The following is a 20,336-nucleotide window of genomic DNA, read 5'->3' as shown; positions in this document are numbered from 1 at the left end:
GCTGCTGCAATAGTACGTTAATGAACCAAGAGTTTTACTTGTTTATTAATACCAATCCCACCAAACAAAAAGCCGCTCCAATAATCTGGTTAACCGAAAAGCCCTCTTTGTAAAAGAGGATGCCCACGGGAATAAGCAGAATAGCAAGAATAATATTAGCGACCAAAGAACCTACACTGATATTCCATCCCACCCTGTAGGCAAGCAGATAACCCAATTCAAGGCCCACTATCGCTGCACCTAAAGCAAAGCTGGTCCAATTTAAGTCGTTAAAGGATTGAAAAAACCCCTTATCCGTTTTATAAAAAGGAAAGGCCAGAAGGGTCAGAAGGGCTGCCGTTAAATAAGTAATTAACAAAGCCGAAAAAGGGTTGGCACCTTGAGGCGTAGACTTCTGACATATATTGTAGACAACGTTTGACGCTACTACCAGTGCAATCGGAAAAAAATACATAAACATTTTGATTACCTCATCAATTTTTATTTGTCCATCTACAATTAAACCACAGAAACCGGCAAAAAGCCCAGCACTATTTTTGTTCTTTGCCGGGAATCGTTTAGCCGGCATTGTTGATAATCAGTTGAATTGATTCCAGAAACTCTTTATGGTTGTTATGATACTATCTGCAGTTCTTCCGTAATGCACTTTTGTCCATTCTTTAGGAAATAACCTTCGATAAGAGGTTTTCGTAAACCGCTCATCAATCAACAGTACAACCCCTTGGTCATTTTCTGTTCGAATAACCCGCCCAACCGCCTGTAAGACTTTGTTCATTCCAGGATACAGATAAGCGAACTCGAAACCCAGACCCGTTATTGTTTCAAAGTATGAACGAATAATCTCCCGCTCCATACAAACCTGTGGCAGCCCAACGCCTACCACAACCGCTCCGGAGAGCCTGTCTCCCATAAGATCAATGCCCTCGCCAAAGATTCCGCCCATTAGTACAAACCCCACCAAGGTTTGTTGGGGATCATGGGCGAACCTTTCTAAAAAATCTTCCCGTTCCTCCTCCGTCATACTTGAACTTTGACATATCACCTCTGCCGCTGGATTCTGCTCCCTGAATCTTGAATAGACTTCGTTCATATAGTGATAGGATGGAAAATAGACTAAATAGTTGCCCTTTTTGTATAGAATAGCCGCCTTGATTGCTTCGGCGACTTGGTCATAAGTTGCGGCTCTCTGCTTAAACTTAGTAGATATTCGATCATTGACAAGCAGACAAAGGTTCTCCGAGGGAAAAGGCGAGGCCAGACTGAGTTTATAAGATGTTTCCTCACCGCCCAGAATATTCATGAAGTATTCCATCGGACTCAAGGTTGCTGAAAATAGAACAGCAGACCGCCCTCTTCCCAAAGCCTCCTTCAGACGCATAGAGGGGTCCAGACAGAACAGCTTTATTTTGAAATCCTCTCTTGTTAAATATTGATAAGTCACGTATCGTTCATTGTAACTCTCTGCTGTTCTGGTAAAACTTAAGGCCTGAAAATAATGTTCAACCAGCTGCTCACGCCAAGGGAAAGGCTGATCATTGATTTTGAGAAAATGCTCGGTTTCTTTAATAAACTGTTTCAACGCCTGGATCAGTTTACCGGGCAGCTCCTTTTCCACACGCTCACCACTGCTTCCGGCTTCTGTGCAGCTCTTTTTCTCTTTAACCAAGGCAGTATTTACTTTATTCAAACATTTGGTCAGCCTCCCATTGTCTTCCTTGGTCAATTTCTTCAATCTCAGCCAGGATTCTTTCCCTAGCTCGGCTGAAAACATCTCTCTTGCCCGATCGACTAAATTATGCGCTTCGTCCACCAAAAAAGTGTACTCTCCCCCTTCGAGGAAAAAGCGCTTTAAATAAACCCGCGGATCAAATACATAATTATAATCACAGATAACCACGTCCGCCCAGTTGGCCATTTCCAGGGAAAATTCAAAGGGACAAATAGCATGCTTGCGGGCGTATTGCTCAATCACTTGCCGCGTCCAGGCCCTCTCCATAAATGCATCCTCTACAGCCCCTCGTACCCGGTCGTAATACCCGCGTGCAAAAGGGCAATCCTCCGGCAAGCAAGCTTCTTCAGGAAGAAAGCATAGTTTGCTTTTGGCCGTTAAGGTCAGACGTTTAATTTCTAACCCATGACTTTGTAAATCCGCCAGGGCCTTTTCGGCAACCGTTCGGGTAATGGTTTTAGCAGTAAGATAAAAAATCTGGACTGTGAAGCCTTCCGCCATAGCCTTCAAAGCAGGAAACAGCGTACCCAGGGTCTTGCCAATCCCTGTAGGGGCTTGGGCAAACAGTTTCTGGCTCTGTTTGATGGTCTGATAAACGGCTACCGCCAATTCTCTCTGACCCCGTCTATAAGTTTCGAAAGGGAAGGGGGTTTTACGGATACTCTGGTTTCTCCGAACCACCCATTCCTGCAGCTGACAGGCCCAGCTAAAATAACGCTGAGCTAAACCCATAAAAAACTCCGTCAATTCAGACAGAGAGAACCTCTTCTTGAAAATCTTGGTCTGAGCAGTATCGAGCTGAAAATAGGTAAGCTGTGTCTCCATAGTTTCTAAGCCCTCTTGCATGGCGTACATGAAAGCATAACACTGAGCTTGCGCCCAGTGTAAATCATTAAACGACTCATCAATAAGTTCTAAATCAAGAGTAGTCGTTTTTATTTCATCAATACAAGCCAATGATTCTTTCCTTATTACACCATCGGCCCGTCCTCTAATTTCCAGCAGAAGATGATCACTTAATCTCCGGTTTTCACTGGAACCAGGAGCTGGAGAATAACTATAACTTAATGTTACCTCCGCTAAATAGTCGGCTCCGCTTGTTTTCTGAATGTATTGATGGGCTTTAATCCCATCTTGGAGACGTGAAGGGCTAATTGAACCCGTCTGCAAATCTCCCTTCCTAAGAACAAATTCGACCAGATCACGTACAGATAGTTTAATGGTTGTCACTGCTCATTAGATCCTTCCCATAGAGAGTTATTACCCATTATAACACGCCTTCAGCTATATCTGGCCGTCAGTAAATTGCTTCATTCCCGCTCAACAGAAAACTTCTTTTCTGCCCAATACTCTTTCAACAAATATCCTTGAAATTTCAGGATCGAACTGTATCCCTGCGTTCCGAACAATTTCGTCAATGACGGCTTCTTCCTCTAAGGATTTGCGATAGGGGCGTTCATTGGTCATGGCATCGTAACTATCGGCAATCGCAATAATCCTGGCAATTTTGGGAATGGCTTCACCCTTTAAACCTTTAGGGTATCCTGTCCCATTCCATCGTTCATGGTGCGACAGAATATATTCCGCTAATTCAAGGGTTTCATGAGAGGAGCTTAAAATTCTGTATCCTATTTCGGGATGCCGCTTAATTTCAAGCCATTCCTGCTCTGTAAGCTTTTCTATCTTATTAAGGATAGATTCTTCTATCGCGATTTTTCCTATATCATGAAGAAGGCCGCCAACTTTAAGTTTTCTGATTTCAATATCGGTCAGCCCTATTTCTTTGCCAATTTCCTGGCATAGTTCACTAACCCGTTTTGAATGCATTTCTTCCCTTGGATTTTTTTCGTGAAGTGTGTCAATGATTGTATTAATCCTATTGCTCCTTACACTTTCATTTTCAAAGGTCTTATTTTTATACATATCATCTTCCGCATCTTTGAACACTTTGGTTATCTCTTCTTCGCACTTATACTTAGTAGCCCATCCAAAGGAGATACTTACATGAATACCATTTACATGTTCCCTGGCATAAATAGTTTTAATACGTTTGACGATTTCCTCAGCCTCTTCATGCTTCGTTCTCGGCAAAAGTATAATAAATTCATCACCGCCCCAGCGGGCAACAATATCCTCGCTGCGACAGGCACTTTGAATAGCTCCGGCCGCTTTCTTCAGAAGGTTATCACCCTGACCGTGGCCAAAGGTATCATTGACTAACTTCAATCCATTGAGGTCCCCTACAATGATTGAAAAGGGAAGATTCCTTTTAGTATCTAAGCGTTTCATTTCTTCCTCGCAAAATCTACGATTATAAACCTCCGTCAGGCAGTCATGATAACTTAAATAAAAGATTTCAGCATTCCTTTTCATTAATTCTATAGCATTTCTAACCTTCAAGGGCAGCGATGTTTTCATTACTTCTATACTCAAAGGCTTTGAAAAATAGTCAAATGCTCCAAGGGTCAAAGCTCTCTCTATCGCTTTTTTATCTTCGATCCCCGAGCAAACAATAACAGGTATATCCATTACATTGGGATCCAGCTTCATATCCATTAATACCTGAAACCCGTCTTTGACAGGCATCATAATATCTAAAATGCACATATGTATTCTATTAGACACTAACTTTTGGTTAATATTAAGCCCATTTTCTGCTTCAAACACACAAACATCATTAAGTCTCTTTTCTAAAATCAACTTAATGAATTTTCTATCTTGTGGAGAGTCATCAATAATCATTATATTACTGGTCATTCTATCTTTCCTCCCCTCCTGATATTCTTTTTAAAGCCTATGCTTATTTGAAGCCTTCCAGTGATTCCTCCATCCTTCCCAGCAAACTGCCAAGCATTTCATAATCCATTAATTTAATAGCTGCTTCGGACTCTAAAGCAAGCTTTGACAGCTCATTCATCCTCACATTTCCTGAAGATCCTTTTAATTGATGCAAAAGCCCGCCCGCTTCCTTAAAGTTATTTTCAGCGCAAGCCTTTTTGATGCTTACTAACCAATTTATGGCCTGTTCATAAACTTCATTCACAAGCTCTTCACATAACTGCTTATCAAAACCTGTGGCTTCCATTAACAGACTTACAGTTTCGGCAAAAGTACTACTATACATCTATTCCTGCCTCCTAACAATTAGGTTTAATTATTAGCTAACCTGCCCTGAAAAAGAAGACTCCCGTTTTCATCCTCTGCCGGTGCCGCGCCAGCGGCATGGGCGGCTACTCCGAAAAGACCCTAAAGACATACAGAAGAATCCCAGGCCCCAAAGCCAGGGCAGCTTCGTCCACAGAAGCGAACCCATTGCATGGAGAGGCGGTAAAAGCCCACAAGACGGTGCGGGGAAACGGAGCCACGGGTTCACATCAGGTACTACCCGGAGGTTTGGCGAAGTCCCGCACCGGCGCGTGGGCCAGCCTCGGAATGCTGCGGTAAGCGGATGTGGGCGAAGCTGCCCGACCCGAGCGTCCTTTTCATCCTTTGCCGGTGCCGCCTTAGCGGCATGGACAACTCCCCGGAAAAAAGACCCTAAAGACATACAGAAGAATCCCAGACCCACAAGCAGGGCAGCTTCGCCCACAGAAGCGAACCCATTGCATGGAGAGGCGGTAAAAGCCCACAAGACGGTGCGGGAAAACGGAGCCAGGGGTTCACATCAGGTACTACCCGGAGGTTTGGCGAAGTCCCGCACCGGCGCGTGGGCCAGCCTCGGAATGCTGAGTGAGCGGATGTGGGCGAAGATGCCCGACCCGGACCCGTCCCTTTTTCCTCCTCTGCTAGGCACCACGACACCGGCATAGCCCCTACTCTATAAGCCCCAGCTTCCTCATAACTTCCAGCAACTTATTCGTATCAATAGGCTTCGCAGCATAAGCCTCACACCCGACATCAAAAGCCTTCTTAACAAAATCCGTTTCCGCTAATGCCGTCGTCATTATGACATTAACACGTTCTTGCTGGGAAACCCCTCGCTTTGCCTCATATTCCCGGATGGCCTTTAACACCTTTACCCCATCAACCTTAGGCATCATAATATCCAAGCATATTAAATCGTAAGGAGTCTCTTTTAAAGACATTAAGTAAGCATCCAATGCTTCTAACCCATCCACTACCAAATCGACTTCTCCATACTTTGCAAGAAATTTAGAAAGAAATTTCCTGCTCGCCAGATCATCCTCGGCAATTAGAATCTTCATTCAGGCTCCTCCTTCTATAGTCCGGATTTTTTATAAACTTCAACATGATTTTTTAAAAGCAAAGAATATTTGATTACTTCATCAATTGTGCCGCGTCTTGCCGCAAGTTCAATCTTAAAAGCATAGGTCTTGGCCTCATCTGCTTCTAAAAGATTACAATTCACTTTGATTCTATGAGCAATCTCTTCAATCACAGAAATGTCCCTGGTGGTTAACGCCGACATAAGCTGCTCAACCTTCCGAAAAATCTCTTCCTCAATGGCTGGCCGGTCAATACACCTGAATGGTTCCGGTTTCAGATTTAAAACTTTGCCGGATTCATTAATTCTGATCTCATCCCCCATAAATTCAGGTGACGGAATATTATGCATAATCTCTTTTTCGACCACCTGCTCCAGGATCGTAAATAAGGTTTCCATATTTATAGGTTTAGGAATATATTCATCCATGCCGCAGGACAAAAATTTTTCTTTGTCCCCCTTAAGTGCATAGGCTGTTAAGGCAATAATAGGAGTATGCCTGCTTACCCCCTCCCTCTGCCTTATATGCTTTGTGGCTTCAATGCCATCCATGATAGGCATTTGAATATCCATAAAAATAGCATCATACTGAGTTCTCCCATGAAGCAATAGTGCTTCAGAGCCATTAGAGGCCGTATCGACAAAATGACCTTTTCCCTTGAGCATCAGGCTGAGGACCTTAAGATTAACTTTATCATCCTCAACAATCAGGATTTTCAAGGGTTTCGCCACAGGAGTCACTCCGGTTTCTAAGTGAGCTTGTTTAGATGATTCCCCGCTGGATGTGAACTTTAGAGTAAAGTAAAAGGAACTTCCGCTTCCTTTTTTACTTTTAAACCCGATCGTCCCGCCCATCTTTTGCACAAGCTGCTTCGAAATGACAAGACCTAAACCCGTTCCGCCATATTTCCTGGTAATTGAACCATCAACCTGGCTGAATGTTCTAAAAAGCCTGGATTGATCTTCCTCCGCTATCCCAATCCCTGAATCCGTAACAGAGAACATTAATTCAATCTTGTCATCCACTGAGGTTAATTCCCTGACTGAAAGTGTTACCCGCCCATATAGGGTGAATTTGACGGCATTATTCAAGAGATTATTCAGGATTTGCTTTAACCTGATTGGATCTCCGACTAAAATCCGGGGTATAGTCGGAGAACAGGCATAATCAAGTCTTAAACCCTTTTTAGCGGCCAACAGCGTATGCATTTTGATGGTCTCCTCAAGCAGATCCTTGATATCAAAACCAATGTTCTCGATGGTTAATTTCCCTGCTTCCATTTTCGAGAAGTCCAAAATATCGTTAATGATCTTCAAGAGCGAGTCCGCACAGGTCTTGGCAATATCAAGGTTTTCTTTCTGCTCCTGATTGAGACTGGTCAGCAGCGTGAGATCGATCATTCCAATCATCCCGTTAATCGGAGTGCGAATCTCATGACTCATATTGGCAAGAAACTCACTTTTTGCTCTATTAGCTGCATCTGCTTTCATGAAAAGTGCATGGTATCTCGCCGACAAAATCCTATGTTTCTCTTCGCTTGCTCTTAGTGCCATTTCCGCCTGTTTACGTTCCGTAATATCCCTGATGATACTGACTATAACTCTCTTGTTCCCCAGCATGGTTCCTTGTGAACTGACATTAACGGGAAAGGTGCTGTCGTTTTTACGTCTATGGATGGTTTCAAAGTAAATGCCCTTGTTATTGGCTTCTTGCAGCTGCTGAGCTGTAACTTCATTATTTTCACGCAGATCAAAAACCTTTAAGGATAATAACTCCTCCCGCTTATAGCCATAGGCCTTAACCGCCGCATTATTGGCCTCAATTATTTGTCCCTCAGTATCAAGGAATAAGATTATCTCCCGGGCACTTTCCAAAAGAACATGATACTTTCTTGATGATTCCAGCGCCAGCTGTCTGTCTGTAATATCGTAAACAATCCCTATGAAACCGGCAAATTCCCCCTGTAAACCAAAATACGGTTTTCCGGAAGTGATACACCATCGATACTGGCCCGGCTGTTTATATCTGCGGCGGTGCTCTATTTCAAAAGGCCTTCTGCTAAGAATCGCGTCTTTAAACAGCTTCGAACACCGTTCCACATCCTCAGGATGGAGGCTTTCCAGCCAGCTGTGTTTTAAAGCATATCTTAAGTCGAGACCGGTAAATTTTAACCAGGTTTTGTTAAAATAGTCATTCCTGCCTTCCTTGTCAGTTTTCCAGATTAGAGCAGGCAGGTCATCCAGGAGTTTCTGATAATAATCTTTGGACTTGATCATGGCAATCTCTTTATTCTTGGAATCAGTAATATCCACAAGCTCTACGACTACACGGCGTTTGCCGCCGATCATAATAGGGTTTATGCTGGCGCGAAACCAGAGTTCGAGTTCGTTTTCGTCCTGAATGAAGATCTTGCAAAATTCCATGTCTGAAGTAGGCTTTTCCAAATCAATCGCCTGCTTAACTGCAATATTGAGTTCACAGTATTGACACTGTAAGCCGAAACCGCCTCCCCGGTCATCTTCTAAGCTGCATTTGCATAAAAAACTGTTGCCAAAACGCTTTCCCAGAACATCCTCTCTTTGTTTATCAAAAAACCTTAACCCGGAATTGTTAATCATTTCGATTAATGAACGGTCATTGAGCACAAACATTCCGATGGGGCTGGAGTTAAATATAATTTGAAAATTATCGGCTTTATCTTCCCGGCAGCTAATTTCCATCTCTCTCACCTGCCTCAGAAATTTATTTGCAAGGTTGTCATACTAATAGAGCCTGTTCGCACATCCATTGCTATGCTTCTGCTCAGAGTCCCGCCTACCTGAGCTTCCATGATTTTCAGGTTCATGCTTGCCAGAGTATCTCTGACGGCCAATAAATTTCTGGGCCCTATTTTAAAAAAATCATCCGCTCTCACCGACAAGGCTCCGCCATAAACCTTTATTTGAAGATCCTTAATTCCACACTCAAACTCGGCGCCCATTCTCTTGATAAGGAGGGGGACCCCTGTCGTAGCATAATATCCCGGCCTTCGCTTACCATCTTCCCGGTCTAAAGGGTCCGGCAGCGCTATATGGATCATCCCGGCCACCTTTAAAACCGGGCTGTAGGCTGTTACGGCAACACAGGAAGCTAAGGCAAAGGTCTTTAAAACGTCTTCGGCATTTTGGGAAATAGCATACTCCCCGATTCCAATAATTTTGTTCATTTCTTCACCTAATTCAACAACGTCAGGATGATTTTAGAAATAGCCGCCAGGGGAGCCTGTTTCTGAACGGCTCCTATTTCATAGGCTACTTTGGGCATGCCATAGACTATGGATGAATGTTCGTCCTGTCCTATCGTCACAGCACCCTTTCGCCTCATTGAGAGAAGCCCTTTTGCTCCGTCATACCCCATGCCGGTGAGTATTATGCCGATCGCCCTGTCACCGGCTTCTTTGGCAACCGATTCAAAGAGCACATCGATGGACGGACAGTGTCCGTTAACTTTCTCACCTGCGAAGCACTCAACCTTATATCTCTCGCCGATTTTCCTGAGCCGCATATGCTGTCCCCCCGGAGCAATCAGGACGCTGCCTTTTTCCACATAGTCCCCCGTCTGCGCTTCCTTAGCCTGCAAGTGAGTTTTTTGATTGATTCTCTCAGCGAACATCTTGGAAAAGACAGGGGGAATATGCTGAGCGATCACGATTCCGGGAATTCTGACCGGAAGCGCTTTAAGAATGGAGAAAATCGCCTCTGTTCCGCCGGTGGAGGCCCCGATAGCAATAATCTTTCCTTCAATAGCGGCATCTTTATTGCCCGCAGGATTTGTTGTACACTCGACAATTTGGTTAAGAACCTTTGCCTTGGCGGCTATTTTGATTTTAGCAATTAATTCATGGATAAAGGTTTCCACATCTCTGGCGGACTGGGCATTGGGTTTGGTTACAAAATCCACTGCTCCGGCATTTAAGGCGTCAAAGACAGCATCACTGACCGAACTAACGACAATAACCGGCAGAGGATACTGGGGCAAGAGCCTTCGAATAAAATCTATTCCGTTCATTCTGGGCATTTCTATATCACAGGTCATAGCATCAGGCGCATATTCCAGGATCTTGTCACGGGCATCGAATGGATCCATTGCTTTGGCAACCACTTCAATCAGGGGATCTGTGGAAATTCCCCGGAATAGCAGTTCCTGAAACACAAGAGAGTCCTCAACAATAAGTACCCTAATCTTTCTCATCATTGCTTTTCCTTTCGATAAACAGCCGGCATGATGTATTTATAATCAGTCTCATTTCGATTGAGGGATTCCGAGTGTCCAATAAACAGGTATCCCCCTGGCTCCGTTACCTCATAGAACTTTTTAACCAGTTTGATTTTTGTTTCGTTATCAAAATAGATCATAACATTTCTGCAAAAGATGGTATGGAATTTTCTCTTAAAGGGAAAGTTCTCATCCATCAGATTAAACTTCCTGAATATTACTTCATCCCTTATCTTCTTAGTCAAAACAGACCTTTCGCTGTCATATTTCTCAAAATAGTTCAGCTTCCAGTAAGCAGGCATTGCGGCTAGCCCCTCATTGTTATAAATCCCTTTGGAGGCCATCTCTAAAACCTTACTTGAAATATCCGTAGCCAAAACTTTTGTGTCCCACCATCGTTTATCCAGGCCAAAGAATTCGTCGATGATCATAGCTAAGGTATAGGGCTCCTCTCCGCTTGAACACCCGGCACTCCAGATCCGCAGGTCTTTATCCCTGGCTGCGCCGGCCAGGTAAGGAAGTACTCTGTCTCTAAAGAAGTTAAAATGATCCGCTTCCCGCATAAAGAAGGTATGATTTGTGGTTATTTTATCAATTAGAGTAATGCCTGCCTCCCCTGTTTTATCGGTTATGAGATAGTTAAAGTAATCAGCAAAACCAGCGAACTGCTTTTCCCTTAATACATTTCTCAGCCTGCCGATCAGCAAGGTTTTCTTTTCGCTCTTAAGGTTAATTCCATAATTAGCTTTAATATAATCCGTTAATTGTTTAAACTCCTGATCTGATATTGTGAGCATAATTCACCCCCTTGCTCATTCTCAGTGGTTACAGGCGGTGAGATACTTGGCGCTCCATGGAATAGGCTGGCTTAATACTTGCCAAATTCATTATTGCTCAGAGAAATCCTGGGCTTGCTGCCCGTTGCTGCCACCTCAGCATACCCCTGGCTGGAGTAAGGATTTTTGGCGCCTTTCTTCTTGTTGGACATATCTTCAAGTACACGCAAGACCTCCGGATTCAGATTATCAAGCTCTCTGTAACCGGTTCCCATGCCTTTCTTAAGTTTGAAGCGGCTGACCAGTTCTCGAAGCAATTCAGCCTGACTGGATAATTCCTCACTTGCGGCTGCACTTTCCTGCGAAGTAGCGGAATTCGTCTGCACAACATCAGAAACCTGTAAAATACCCTGATTCACTTGATTGATTCCCAGCGCTTGCTCATTAGATGCTGACGCGATTTCCCCTACCAAGTTAGTGACTTTAGTAACATCTTCAACAATTTGACTTAGGGCGAGCGCCGTATCGTTGGCGATCTTTGTACCACCCTCAACCTTCTTCATAGAACCTTCAATAAGCCCCGTTGTTTCTTTGGCTGCATTTGCGCTTCTGGCGGCTAAATTGCGGACTTCTTCCGCGACAACTGCGAACCCTTTGCCATGCTGTCCCGCTCTGGCAGCCTCCACTGCCGCATTAAGCGCCAGGATATTGGTTTGGAAAGCAATTTCATCGATCACTTTAATAATCTTAAAGATATTACCCGATCCTTCATTAATATCATCCATTGCCTTAAGCATGCCCTTCATTTGCTCATTGCCCTTGGCGGCTCCCTCCTTGGCAGCCAGGGCCAGCTCATTAGCCTGATTGGCATTCGTGGCATTGAGTTTGGTCTGGGACGAAATCTCCTCCATCGAGGCCGTCAATTCTTCGATAGCACTTGCCTGCTCTGTAGACCCCTGGGACAGCCCCTGGGCGGAATCGGAGACCTGTCTTGCTCCTAAAGCGACTTGAGCCGATGCATTATTCATGTTACTTAGGACTTCATTTAAGGAGATAATAATATTATTCAAAGAATTCTTAATGGACGCAAAATCCCCTCTGTAGTCATTAACAATTTCGACATTCAAATTACCATCAGCCATTTCCGTCAGTACTTTGGATATTTCGTTTACATAAGAGTACAAATTGCCAATAGTATCATTAAGGGCATGCTTGATTTTAGCGTGATCCCCTTTGTAATCCCCTTTGACACTGACCTTAAGGTTTCCTTTAGCCATTTCTTCAAGCACACTTTGGGATTCCTGCAAAGGCTCGATGACCGCGTCAAGAAGTCCGTTCAGCCCCTTGATTAATTCAGCCCAGTCACCATGAAACGCTTTGGCGTTCCCCCGTTGGCTTAGTTGGCCATCATGTGAAGCACCGATCAGCTTATGAACTTCGGAGCTGACTTCTTTCAAATTCTTTCTTAAAGCTTCGATATTATCGTTGACAATGGCCTTTTTACCCGGGAATTTCTCGATCGCCACATTAAAATTGCCCTTGCCGAATTCCCCGATACAAGTTAAGACTTTTTGAATGGTAAAGAGATTACTTTTGGCCATATCATTAACCCCTGTAGCCATAACTCGATAGTCACCGTCAAATTTATCGTCTGAAATAAAGACGTCCGTGTCTCCCGCATCCTGGTGTTTAGCCATTTGATCCATTTCCGCTAATAATCCCTGGAGGGTATCCACAACTTTTTTCAAGCTCTGATTGAGAATATCCTTCTCTGATTTAATATTTACGCTAACTCCTAAATTCCCTGCCGCGATTCGTTCCGTTACATGGACTTGATCCTTGATATTTACCACCATTTTTCCGAAGGATTCCATTAAGATACCGATTTCATCCTTTGTTTTCCTTTTTGTATTAATATCTACATCAACATCCCCCAGAGCCAGCTGATCGGCAGCTTGGGAAAGGATCTTCATTGGTTTGCTGATAATTGAACTGAGGAATACGCCTAAACCTATAGCTATGAGTGCACCTGCGAGGATGATCAGAATCATGACAACTACCGTCCTGTTGGCCTGGCTGGTATTGATTTCCGCCATCTTCTTGGCTTCCCCTAATTGAACCTTAATAACATTGGCGATAGCATCCTGCAATTCCCTGGAGGCAATGCCCGAGGCGCCCGTTTCACTCATAAGAGCCTTGGCCTCTTCGTCCATGTCCTGCCTGGCAAGATCAATTACCTTATTAATCTGTTGAGCAAAGGTATTATTTTTCTTGACCAGATCATTGTATAATTCTTTCATATCGTCTGATTCTATGGTTTCCCTGTACAACTCCAAATCCCTGGAGATATCTGCTTGTCTCTGGGTTATTCTATTGGCAAAGTCCTCTACCACCACAGGATCATCCGTTAGTATTGCGTCGCGTACATTCACCCTGGCCCGTTGAAATTGAGTCGATATGTCCGATAACTCTGAAATAGGCACAGTCATGTTCTGATAAAGCTTGGCATCCGATTGGGCAATCAATTTAATATTTCTGATACCCACAACCCCAACCACTGCCGCAATAACGGCAACCAGCACAAAACCGGTTAAGAGCTTCATAGCAACGTTCATATCATAAAACCATTTCATACTTTCGACCTCCTATTCATACTTGACTCAAACCTTGCCGGCATAGGGTTCTCTAAGAGAGGCTTTCAAACTCATCACCATTAAGCAGCTTATCCGCATCAAGCAGGAGTTTGACATCATTTTCGACTTTCCCTATCCCCTTAATGAATCTATTGCCCTCTTTAGTCCCATTGGGCGGAGCGACAATTTCTTGATCAGGGATGGAGATCACCTCGGAAACACTATCCACAATCAGGCCTATGGAGATATCCCCTATCTCAATGACAACAATGCAGGTTCGATCGTTATACTCTCTATGGTCTTTTTTAAACCGCAGCCTTACATCCATTACCGGAATAATCTTGCCTCTCAGGTTAATGATTCCTTTAATATACACAGGCATTTCCGGAATCTCGGTGATCGGCTGAAGTCCAATGATTTCCGTTACATATCTGATTTCGATCCCGTAGAACTCCTGACCTAAAGCAAAGGTCAGGAACTTGCCTTTTTGCGTGTCTTCTATCTGATCCAGCCTATCCGGTTCAGCATTAATATCCATCTTGGCTCTCCTTTCTCAAACCATGGTTACCCAGATTTTCTCAAACCAATAAGCTCCCCAATATCAAGAATCAAGCTGATGCTTCCATCTCCTAATAAGGTGCACCCTGCTAAGCCCCTCACTTTCTTGGTATTTCTTATATAGGCGGGAAGTGCCTTTACAACAACCTGCTGCTGCCCGATCAGCTCATCCGCAAATAGACAAAGGGTTTTATCGTCTTGTTCTACCATCATAATGATCCCTTCGGCAAAATCGGTCACCCGGGTTTTCACATTATAGAGTCCATGCAGCCTTACTATGGGAAAACACTGTCCTCTGACCATGATCATTTCGTTGTTATCAGGATCTATAATCACATCTGTGACTTTAGGTCTGAAGGATTCCTTAATAGTGACCAAAGGGATGGTATAGCGGGACTGACCCACCTTAATATTCATCCCATCAATAATAGCCAAGGTCAGGGGAATCTTAAGGGTAATTGCCGTTCCCTTTCCGGTCACACTATCGGCCTCTATGGACCCTCTGACCGCCTCAATATTTTTCATAACCACATCCATGCCTACTCCGCGGCCGGAGAATTCAGTCACATTCTCATTGGTTGAAAAGCCCGGCAGAAATACCAAATTATAGATCTCCTTTTCGGTGACTTCGGCTTCCGGTTGCTCAAGCAAGCCTTTTTCATAAGCCTTGGCTAAGATTCTGTCTTTATCAAAACCCCCGCCGTCATCCCGAATACTGATTAAGACATCCCCTCCTGCATTTTTGGCTTCCAGAATGATTGAGCCTGCTCTGGGTTTCCCCCGGGACTCTCTTTCCTCGGGGGTTTCAATACCATGGTCAATGGCATTCCTGATCAGGTGCATCAAAGGATCTGAGATATGTTCAATGATATTTTTATCGACTTCAGTTTCTTCACCGATCAGCTGTAACCGGACTTCCTTGTCAAGCTTTTTACACATGTCACGAACCGTTCTGTTCATCTTTTGGAATGTGTTTGCCAAAGGTACCATGCGCACCGACATGACCGTATCCTGCAGTTCGCCGGTGATTTTCCTTAATTGGCGCGCGGCCTTTGCAAAGTTGTTTAACTCTAATCCTTTTAAATCAGGATTTTGAGTTACCATAGCCTCGGCAATGACCATCTCACCCACTAAATCCATAAGTTGATCTAATTTCGCTACACTGACGCTAATGATGGTTTGCTGTGCGAAGGGAGAACACCCTTCTTTTTCCTTTTCCTCGTGGTCTGTTTCAAGCCGTTTTCGAAATCCCGTGCCCTGATCTTCAAGCAGAATTGTCCGGTTTTTATGAAACTCATTAAATACATCATCATCTTCCATTCGATTTACTTGAAGGTCTTTTAAAAAGATGGTTTGATTAAGCAATTTATAAATTTCTTCAAAGGAATGGTTAGTTTTCAGGAAAATCGTAAATCCCTGCTCACGGATGATACTTGCACTTTCATCCTTATCCAGGTCTTCAGGAAAGAAGTAACAGTCTTCGGCCATTCCCTGCAGATCATTAATGACCCCGAAGGCCCGCAGGTTTTCCATGCCGCACTCTTGTTCAAATCTGATCGTCGCCTGAAAGGCAGAATTTAGCAGGGTCGTATCTGATTTCACTTTACTTATGTAGTATTGCTGCTTCTTCTGGGTACGGTTTTCATTGGATATCATCTCCGGATTGGGACTCTGCCCTTTTAAGCCGGCCAAAAAACTCATCAGCTTATTGATTAGGACAGAAGCATCGCCATCTGCTTCGTCCAGATTTCTTATTTTGGCAATCTCCACTTTGATAAAATCAAGACCCTCAAGCACAAAATCCGATAGCTCAGAATAATCAACCTCTTGAGGCTGGTCCTCACGAAGAAAGAAAAACAAATCCTCAAGGGAATGAGCCAGAGTTGAAATGTTGTTAAAGAGCATCATGGCTGATGAACCTTTAATGGTATGCATGATGCGAAAGATCTCATTGATAGCATCCATTGAATAGGAACAAGCTTTTTCGTTGCTTATGATTATTTGCTCCATCTGTTCAACCAGTTGGGTTGTTTCAAAGATAAATAAATCAAGCATAGGTTCATTGACATAATGATCAGACACTAAAGCCACCCCCCCTAGTGAACAAGTTCACTTAGATGCCTAATACTCTGCTGATGGTTTGATATAAGAAATCTTCCTTAAATGGCTTTACAATGAAGGTTTTTGCTCCGCTGATAATTGCTTCTTTGACCATGCTCTCCTGCCCCATGGCCGATACCATAATAACCTTGGCCTTAGGATCAAATGCTTTAATAGCCTTAAGGGCCTCGATTCCTGACATTTCCGGCATAGTAATATCCATGGTCACCACATCCGGACGTAATGATTTATACATTTCGACACCCATTACTCCATTTGAAGCTTCTCCTGCAATCTCCAGGTTATACTTACTCAGCATGTTTTTAATTGACAACCGCATAAAAGCAGCATCATCAACAATTAATACTTTTTGCACGGTATCACGCTCCTCAATCATTTGGATCCATCCGTTATTCCTTCGATAATAGATCGAGCTGCATTTTAAGTGCCGATAACGTATGGTCTCGCAAAGAAAAGTTATAATTATTAATACGCCACTTAAGGGAAATAAGTCTTTCTAAACCAATAATGATGCCGGCAAGATGCTCACTATCCAAATCAGCCTTAAATTCCCTATGGGCTTTAGCTTCCTCAATTAACAGCTGCATAGTACTTAGCCGGTTGTTAAAAATCTCTTTGATCCTCTTACTAAGCTGGGGTTCACGCAGAAATCCCTCATAGGTATGAATAATAGCAGTGATCTGCGGATAATTTGCATAGTAAGTGACATAAGAATCCACGAAATAGATGATTGCTTCTATGGGGTGATGTTTCTTATCCTCCATTGATTCAATGATTGCCTGGTCAAATTGAGAGAAATGATCCAGCACAGCCAATAGAAGTTCGTTTTTAGTCTTATAGTGCTTAAATATGGTTGATTCTGAAATCCCTTGCCTTTTAGCAACTTCTTTCGTAGTGAGCCCTTGCAGGCCGCGTTCGCTGATAACCTCAATAGCTGCTATTATCAGACCTTCTTTTGTAGACAACAATTTAGGTCCCATCTCATTTATCCCCTTCATAAAAGGCAAGTGATTACTCGCTTCTTACGTGTTATGGTATATAGTTCAAAACTAACTGTCAATGACTGGCTGATACGTTGCTAATTAACATTTAATATTGTCCAAGCCCCTTATAAAACCCTCGTCAAATAAAAATAAGCGTTTTCTTGATTCCTTATTTTAAGATACGACTGGATATGATATTTTTCTTAACATTAAAAAACAAGGCCAAAAAGTTATTTCTATTCAAGCCTCTTTTTAACCTAAAGAGTATCCAGTAAACTGATTACTAGAACATTTCCTTTTTTGTCAAAAAAATGATTCCACCAAAACAAAGAATGACCGACATACCCACGACGATTGCAAAACCGTAGTCTGAGGTCTGTAAGGGGATTTTTACGTTCATTCCAAAGAAGCTGGCTAACATAGTCGGCAGAGCTAAGATAATTGTAATAGACGCCAAGAACTTCATTACCATATTTAAATTGTTAGAAATAATCGAAGCAAAGGCATCCATCATACTGGTCGAAATGTTGCTATAGGTTTCCGCCATCTCTAAGGCTTGTTTATTCTCGATAATGACATCTTCCAGCAGGTCATGGTCCTCTTCATAGACTTTTAGGACTTTTGTTCTTAACATCTTTTCCATGACCTTTTCATTGGATTTTAAGGATGTCGTAAAGTAGACAAGACTCTTTTGCAGGTTCAGCAGCCTGAATAATTCCTTATTCTTCATGGCTTTGTGAAGGGCCAGCTCTATTTCGTTGGTTTTTTTATCAATCTCCCTGAGCAGAGTCAAATATAATAATGCGCTTTTATAGAGAATCTGAAACAGAAACCGCGTCTTTTTATAGGTTTCCAGGCCGCGGATTTTACCATGAACAAAATCTTTCAGGACATCAACATCCTGCAAGCACACCGTCACAATATGATTGTCGGTCAGGATAATTCCAAGGGGAATTGTTTCGTAGATGACTGCCGCATCTTGAATAATCGGTACATTAATAATAACCAGGATCTGATTATTCTCAGTTTCAATCCGGGGTCTTTCTTCATCATCCAAAACATCTCTGATGAAATAATCTTCTATTCCTGTGGCCTTTATTACGAGGGAAATTTCATCCTCCGTAGGGTTAATCATATTAATCCAGGAACCCTTTTCGTCTAGTTTATTTGTATTGACGATCATATTGTCTGATGTATTATAGACTGCTAACATGTTTATGCCCTCCATTTTTTTGGTTATCTTAACTAACTATACAGTTCCTTCTGAACTTATCATCATCCTGTATGGCGCAGGAAACAGATCTTTATAACGGTTTGGTCCATAGGTCCTTATTTAAGTATTTAAACAGGGAGCGCTGCTTTTGCCCTTCTTAGCTTTATCATGGCCTGATCAGGCATTATCTTTAAATCCTCGATCAGCTATTAATTGACAAAGCATTATCTCTGATCCTTATCTGTCTAGGTTATGCTTTTACGCAAGGCTTATTCGCTCCGTACGGCAACAGGACCCGCAACGCCGGTTTTTTTGCGTTGCGGGTCCTGTTGCCGTATTTCCTTAACTTACTTAATAACACTTTTACCCATGAGGTATTTATCAACTTCACGTGCAGCAAGCTTTCCTTCTTGAAGAGCCCAGACAATGAGACTCTGACCTCTTCTCATATCCCCGGCCGTAAATACCTTATCCAGATTCGTCTGAAAAACTTCGTATTCAGCTTTCACATTGCTTCGTGAGTCTCTGTCAAGCTTAAGCTCATCCGCAATCCTATCTTCCGGTCCCAGGAATCCCATGGCAAGCAGCACCAGGTCGGCCTGCCATACTTTTTCAGTCCCGGGAACTTCCTGAGGCACCATTCTTCCCGAGGCATTTTTGACCCAGGCAATTTCCACGGTATGAACTTCCTTAACCTCACCCTTCTCATTCCCTGCCATCTTTTTAGTCGAGATAAGATAATTCCTGGGATCCTTGCCGGACAGGCTAATGGCTTCTTCCTGGCCGTAGTCTACCTTAAGTTTTTTCGGCCATTCCGGCCAGGGATTCGACTCCTCTATTCTCTGCGCAGGCGGTTCCGGCATAATTTCAAACTGATAGACGCTCTTACAGCCATGCCGTATGGAGGTGGCTACACAATCCGTTCCCGTATCCCCTCCGCCGATAATGATGACATTCTTACCTTCAGCACTAATGAACTTGCCGTCCTGCAGATTGGAATCCAGGAGGCTTTTGGTATTCACTCCCAGGAAATCCACTGCATAGTGAACTCCTTTAAGTTGGCTTCCTTCAACATCAAGTCCCCGGGCCTTGGTTGCACCGGCGCATAACACAACAGCATCATACTGATCCACCAGTTCCTGGGCAGGGATATCGTTGCCCACCTCAGTGTTCAGAATAAAGTTGATTCCTGATTCCTTCAGCAGCACAAAACGTCTTTCCACGATGCGCTTTTCAAGTTTCATATTGGGAATTCCGTACATCATCAGGCCGCCGACTCTGTCACTTCTCTCATAGACAGTTACCTCATGCCCCACGGTATTGAGATAGTAGGCTGCCGATAATCCTGCCGGGCCTGATCCGACAATCGCAATTTTCCTGCCGGTGGCTTTACCTTTCCGGGGCACTACCCACCCTTCAGCAAATGCTTTCTCGATAATTTCATATTCAAGACTGTTTATGGTAACAGACTCCAGAATATGACCTTCTGTGCAGGCCCCTTCACATGGTGCGGGGCACACTCTGGACGTAAATTCCGGGAAAGGACTGGTTCTGGTCAGCCTTTTGTAAGCTTCTTCCCACTGACCTTTATAAATAAGCCCGTTCCACTCCGGAATAAGATTGTGCAGAGGACATCCCGAGGCCATGCCATTTAACAGAACCCCGCTGTGGCAAAAGGGAATTCCGCAGTTCATACAGCGCGCACCCTGAGTCTTAACAACCTCGGGGTCCCGGGGCAGTCTTATTTCATTCCAGTCCCTTATTCGTTCTTCGGGAGACCGTTTCTTCGGATTGATCCTTGTATACTCTAAAAATCCCGTTGCTTTTCCCATTTTAGTCCCAC

18 protein-coding genes are annotated in these 20,336 nt (G+C 43.5%); 2 read left to right on the top strand and 16 right to left on the bottom strand.

All coding sequences use genetic code 11. The features are described 5' to 3' along the window. Nucleotides 1-34: 34 nt before the first annotated feature. The 4 genes from DESYODRAFT_RS03830 to DESYODRAFT_RS03815 form a co-directional block, all read right to left on the bottom strand. Nucleotides 35-460 carry an EamA family transporter gene (locus DESYODRAFT_RS03830; RefSeq protein WP_007779636.1) on the bottom strand — a complete coding sequence of 142 codons (426 nt, stop codon included), beginning with the start codon at nucleotides 458-460 and terminating at the stop codon, nucleotides 35-37. 117 nt (nucleotides 461-577) lie between these two features. After that, nucleotides 578-2,959, bottom strand: coding sequence for an ATP-dependent DNA helicase (locus tag DESYODRAFT_RS03825; RefSeq protein ID WP_007779634.1), 2,382 nt, complete (start codon nucleotides 2,957-2,959; stop codon nucleotides 578-580). Nucleotides 2,960-3,049: 90 nt separating this feature from the next. Continuing rightward, nucleotides 3,050-4,486, bottom strand: coding sequence for a GGDEF/HDGYP domain-containing response regulator (locus DESYODRAFT_RS03820; RefSeq protein WP_007779631.1), 1,437 nt, complete (start codon nucleotides 4,484-4,486; stop codon nucleotides 3,050-3,052). A gap of 43 nt (nucleotides 4,487-4,529) precedes the next feature. Continuing rightward, nucleotides 4,530-4,853, bottom strand: a complete 324-nt coding sequence (locus DESYODRAFT_RS03815) for an Hpt domain-containing protein (RefSeq protein ID WP_042338182.1) — start codon at nucleotides 4,851-4,853, stop codon at nucleotides 4,530-4,532. 188 nt (nucleotides 4,854-5,041) lie between these two features. On the opposite strand from DESYODRAFT_RS03815, the gene DESYODRAFT_RS29475 reads away from it, so the two are divergent. Together DESYODRAFT_RS29475 and DESYODRAFT_RS29000 are read left to right on the top strand one after the other, a co-directional pair. Continuing rightward, nucleotides 5,042-5,173 carry a hypothetical protein gene (locus tag DESYODRAFT_RS29475; RefSeq protein ID WP_282433047.1) on the top strand — a complete coding sequence of 44 codons (132 nt, stop codon included), beginning with the start codon at nucleotides 5,042-5,044 and terminating at the stop codon, nucleotides 5,171-5,173. Further along, entirely contained in the window at nucleotides 5,146-5,538 is a 393-nt protein-coding gene (locus DESYODRAFT_RS29000; RefSeq protein ID WP_042338180.1) for a hypothetical protein, read from the top strand. Before DESYODRAFT_RS29475 ends, DESYODRAFT_RS29000 begins: the two co-directional genes overlap by 28 nt. A gap of 3 nt (nucleotides 5,539-5,541) precedes the next feature. Here DESYODRAFT_RS29000 and DESYODRAFT_RS03805 read toward each other — a convergent pair whose 3' ends face one another. The 12 genes from DESYODRAFT_RS03805 to DESYODRAFT_RS03750 form a co-directional block, all read right to left on the bottom strand. After that, the gene (locus DESYODRAFT_RS03805) at nucleotides 5,542-5,934 is read right to left on the bottom strand and encodes a response regulator (protein ID WP_007779629.1); all 393 of its coding nucleotides are present in this window, start codon (nucleotides 5,932-5,934) and stop codon (nucleotides 5,542-5,544) included. A gap of 14 nt (nucleotides 5,935-5,948) precedes the next feature. After that, nucleotides 5,949-8,675 (bottom strand): PAS domain-containing hybrid sensor histidine kinase/response regulator, encoded by a 2,727-nt coding sequence (locus tag DESYODRAFT_RS26475; protein ID WP_007779626.1) that lies wholly within the window; start codon nucleotides 8,673-8,675, stop codon nucleotides 5,949-5,951. A gap of 14 nt (nucleotides 8,676-8,689) precedes the next feature. Then, nucleotides 8,690-9,160, bottom strand: a complete 471-nt coding sequence (locus DESYODRAFT_RS03795) for a chemotaxis protein CheD (RefSeq protein ID WP_007779623.1) — start codon at nucleotides 9,158-9,160, stop codon at nucleotides 8,690-8,692. A gap of 8 nt (nucleotides 9,161-9,168) precedes the next feature. Beyond that, nucleotides 9,169-10,188, bottom strand: coding sequence for a chemotaxis-specific protein-glutamate methyltransferase CheB (gene cheB / locus DESYODRAFT_RS03790; RefSeq protein WP_007779622.1), 1,020 nt, complete (start codon nucleotides 10,186-10,188; stop codon nucleotides 9,169-9,171). Continuing rightward, entirely contained in the window at nucleotides 10,185-11,006 is an 822-nt protein-coding gene (locus DESYODRAFT_RS03785) for a CheR family methyltransferase (RefSeq protein ID WP_007779620.1), read from the bottom strand. Before DESYODRAFT_RS03785 ends, cheB begins: the two co-directional genes overlap by 4 nt. A gap of 71 nt (nucleotides 11,007-11,077) precedes the next feature. Beyond that, nucleotides 11,078-13,618: a methyl-accepting chemotaxis protein gene (locus DESYODRAFT_RS26925; protein WP_007779617.1), complete on the bottom strand. Its 2,541-nt coding sequence runs from the start codon at nucleotides 13,616-13,618 to the stop codon at nucleotides 11,078-11,080. A gap of 52 nt (nucleotides 13,619-13,670) precedes the next feature. Then, complete coding sequence (locus DESYODRAFT_RS03775) at nucleotides 13,671-14,156, bottom strand: chemotaxis protein CheW (protein ID WP_007779613.1); 486 nt, start codon at nucleotides 14,154-14,156, stop codon at nucleotides 13,671-13,673. 26 nt (nucleotides 14,157-14,182) lie between these two features. Continuing rightward, complete coding sequence (locus DESYODRAFT_RS03770) at nucleotides 14,183-16,258, bottom strand: chemotaxis protein CheA (RefSeq protein WP_007779610.1); 2,076 nt, start codon at nucleotides 16,256-16,258, stop codon at nucleotides 14,183-14,185. Between the two features lie 31 nt (nucleotides 16,259-16,289). Then, the gene (locus DESYODRAFT_RS03765; protein ID WP_042339303.1) at nucleotides 16,290-16,652 is read right to left on the bottom strand and encodes a response regulator; all 363 of its coding nucleotides are present in this window, start codon (nucleotides 16,650-16,652) and stop codon (nucleotides 16,290-16,292) included. A gap of 34 nt (nucleotides 16,653-16,686) precedes the next feature. Next, nucleotides 16,687-17,277 (bottom strand): TetR/AcrR family transcriptional regulator, encoded by a 591-nt coding sequence (locus tag DESYODRAFT_RS03760; RefSeq protein ID WP_007779605.1) that lies wholly within the window; start codon nucleotides 17,275-17,277, stop codon nucleotides 16,687-16,689. 286 nt (nucleotides 17,278-17,563) lie between these two features. Further along, nucleotides 17,564-18,493, bottom strand: a complete 930-nt coding sequence (locus tag DESYODRAFT_RS03755; protein WP_007779602.1) for a magnesium transporter CorA family protein — start codon at nucleotides 18,491-18,493, stop codon at nucleotides 17,564-17,566. 347 nt (nucleotides 18,494-18,840) lie between these two features. Continuing rightward, nucleotides 18,841-20,325, bottom strand: a complete 1,485-nt coding sequence (locus DESYODRAFT_RS03750; protein ID WP_007779600.1) for a glutamate synthase subunit beta — start codon at nucleotides 20,323-20,325, stop codon at nucleotides 18,841-18,843. Nucleotides 20,326-20,336: the final 11 nt, after the last annotated feature.

The sequence above is a fragment of the Desulfosporosinus youngiae DSM 17734 genome, assembly GCF_000244895.1.
Lineage (GTDB): Bacteria > Bacillota > Desulfitobacteriia > Desulfitobacteriales > Desulfitobacteriaceae > Desulfosporosinus > Desulfosporosinus youngiae.
Note: the sequence above shows the minus strand (reverse complement) of the source record. Positions and strands in the feature narration are given on the sequence as shown.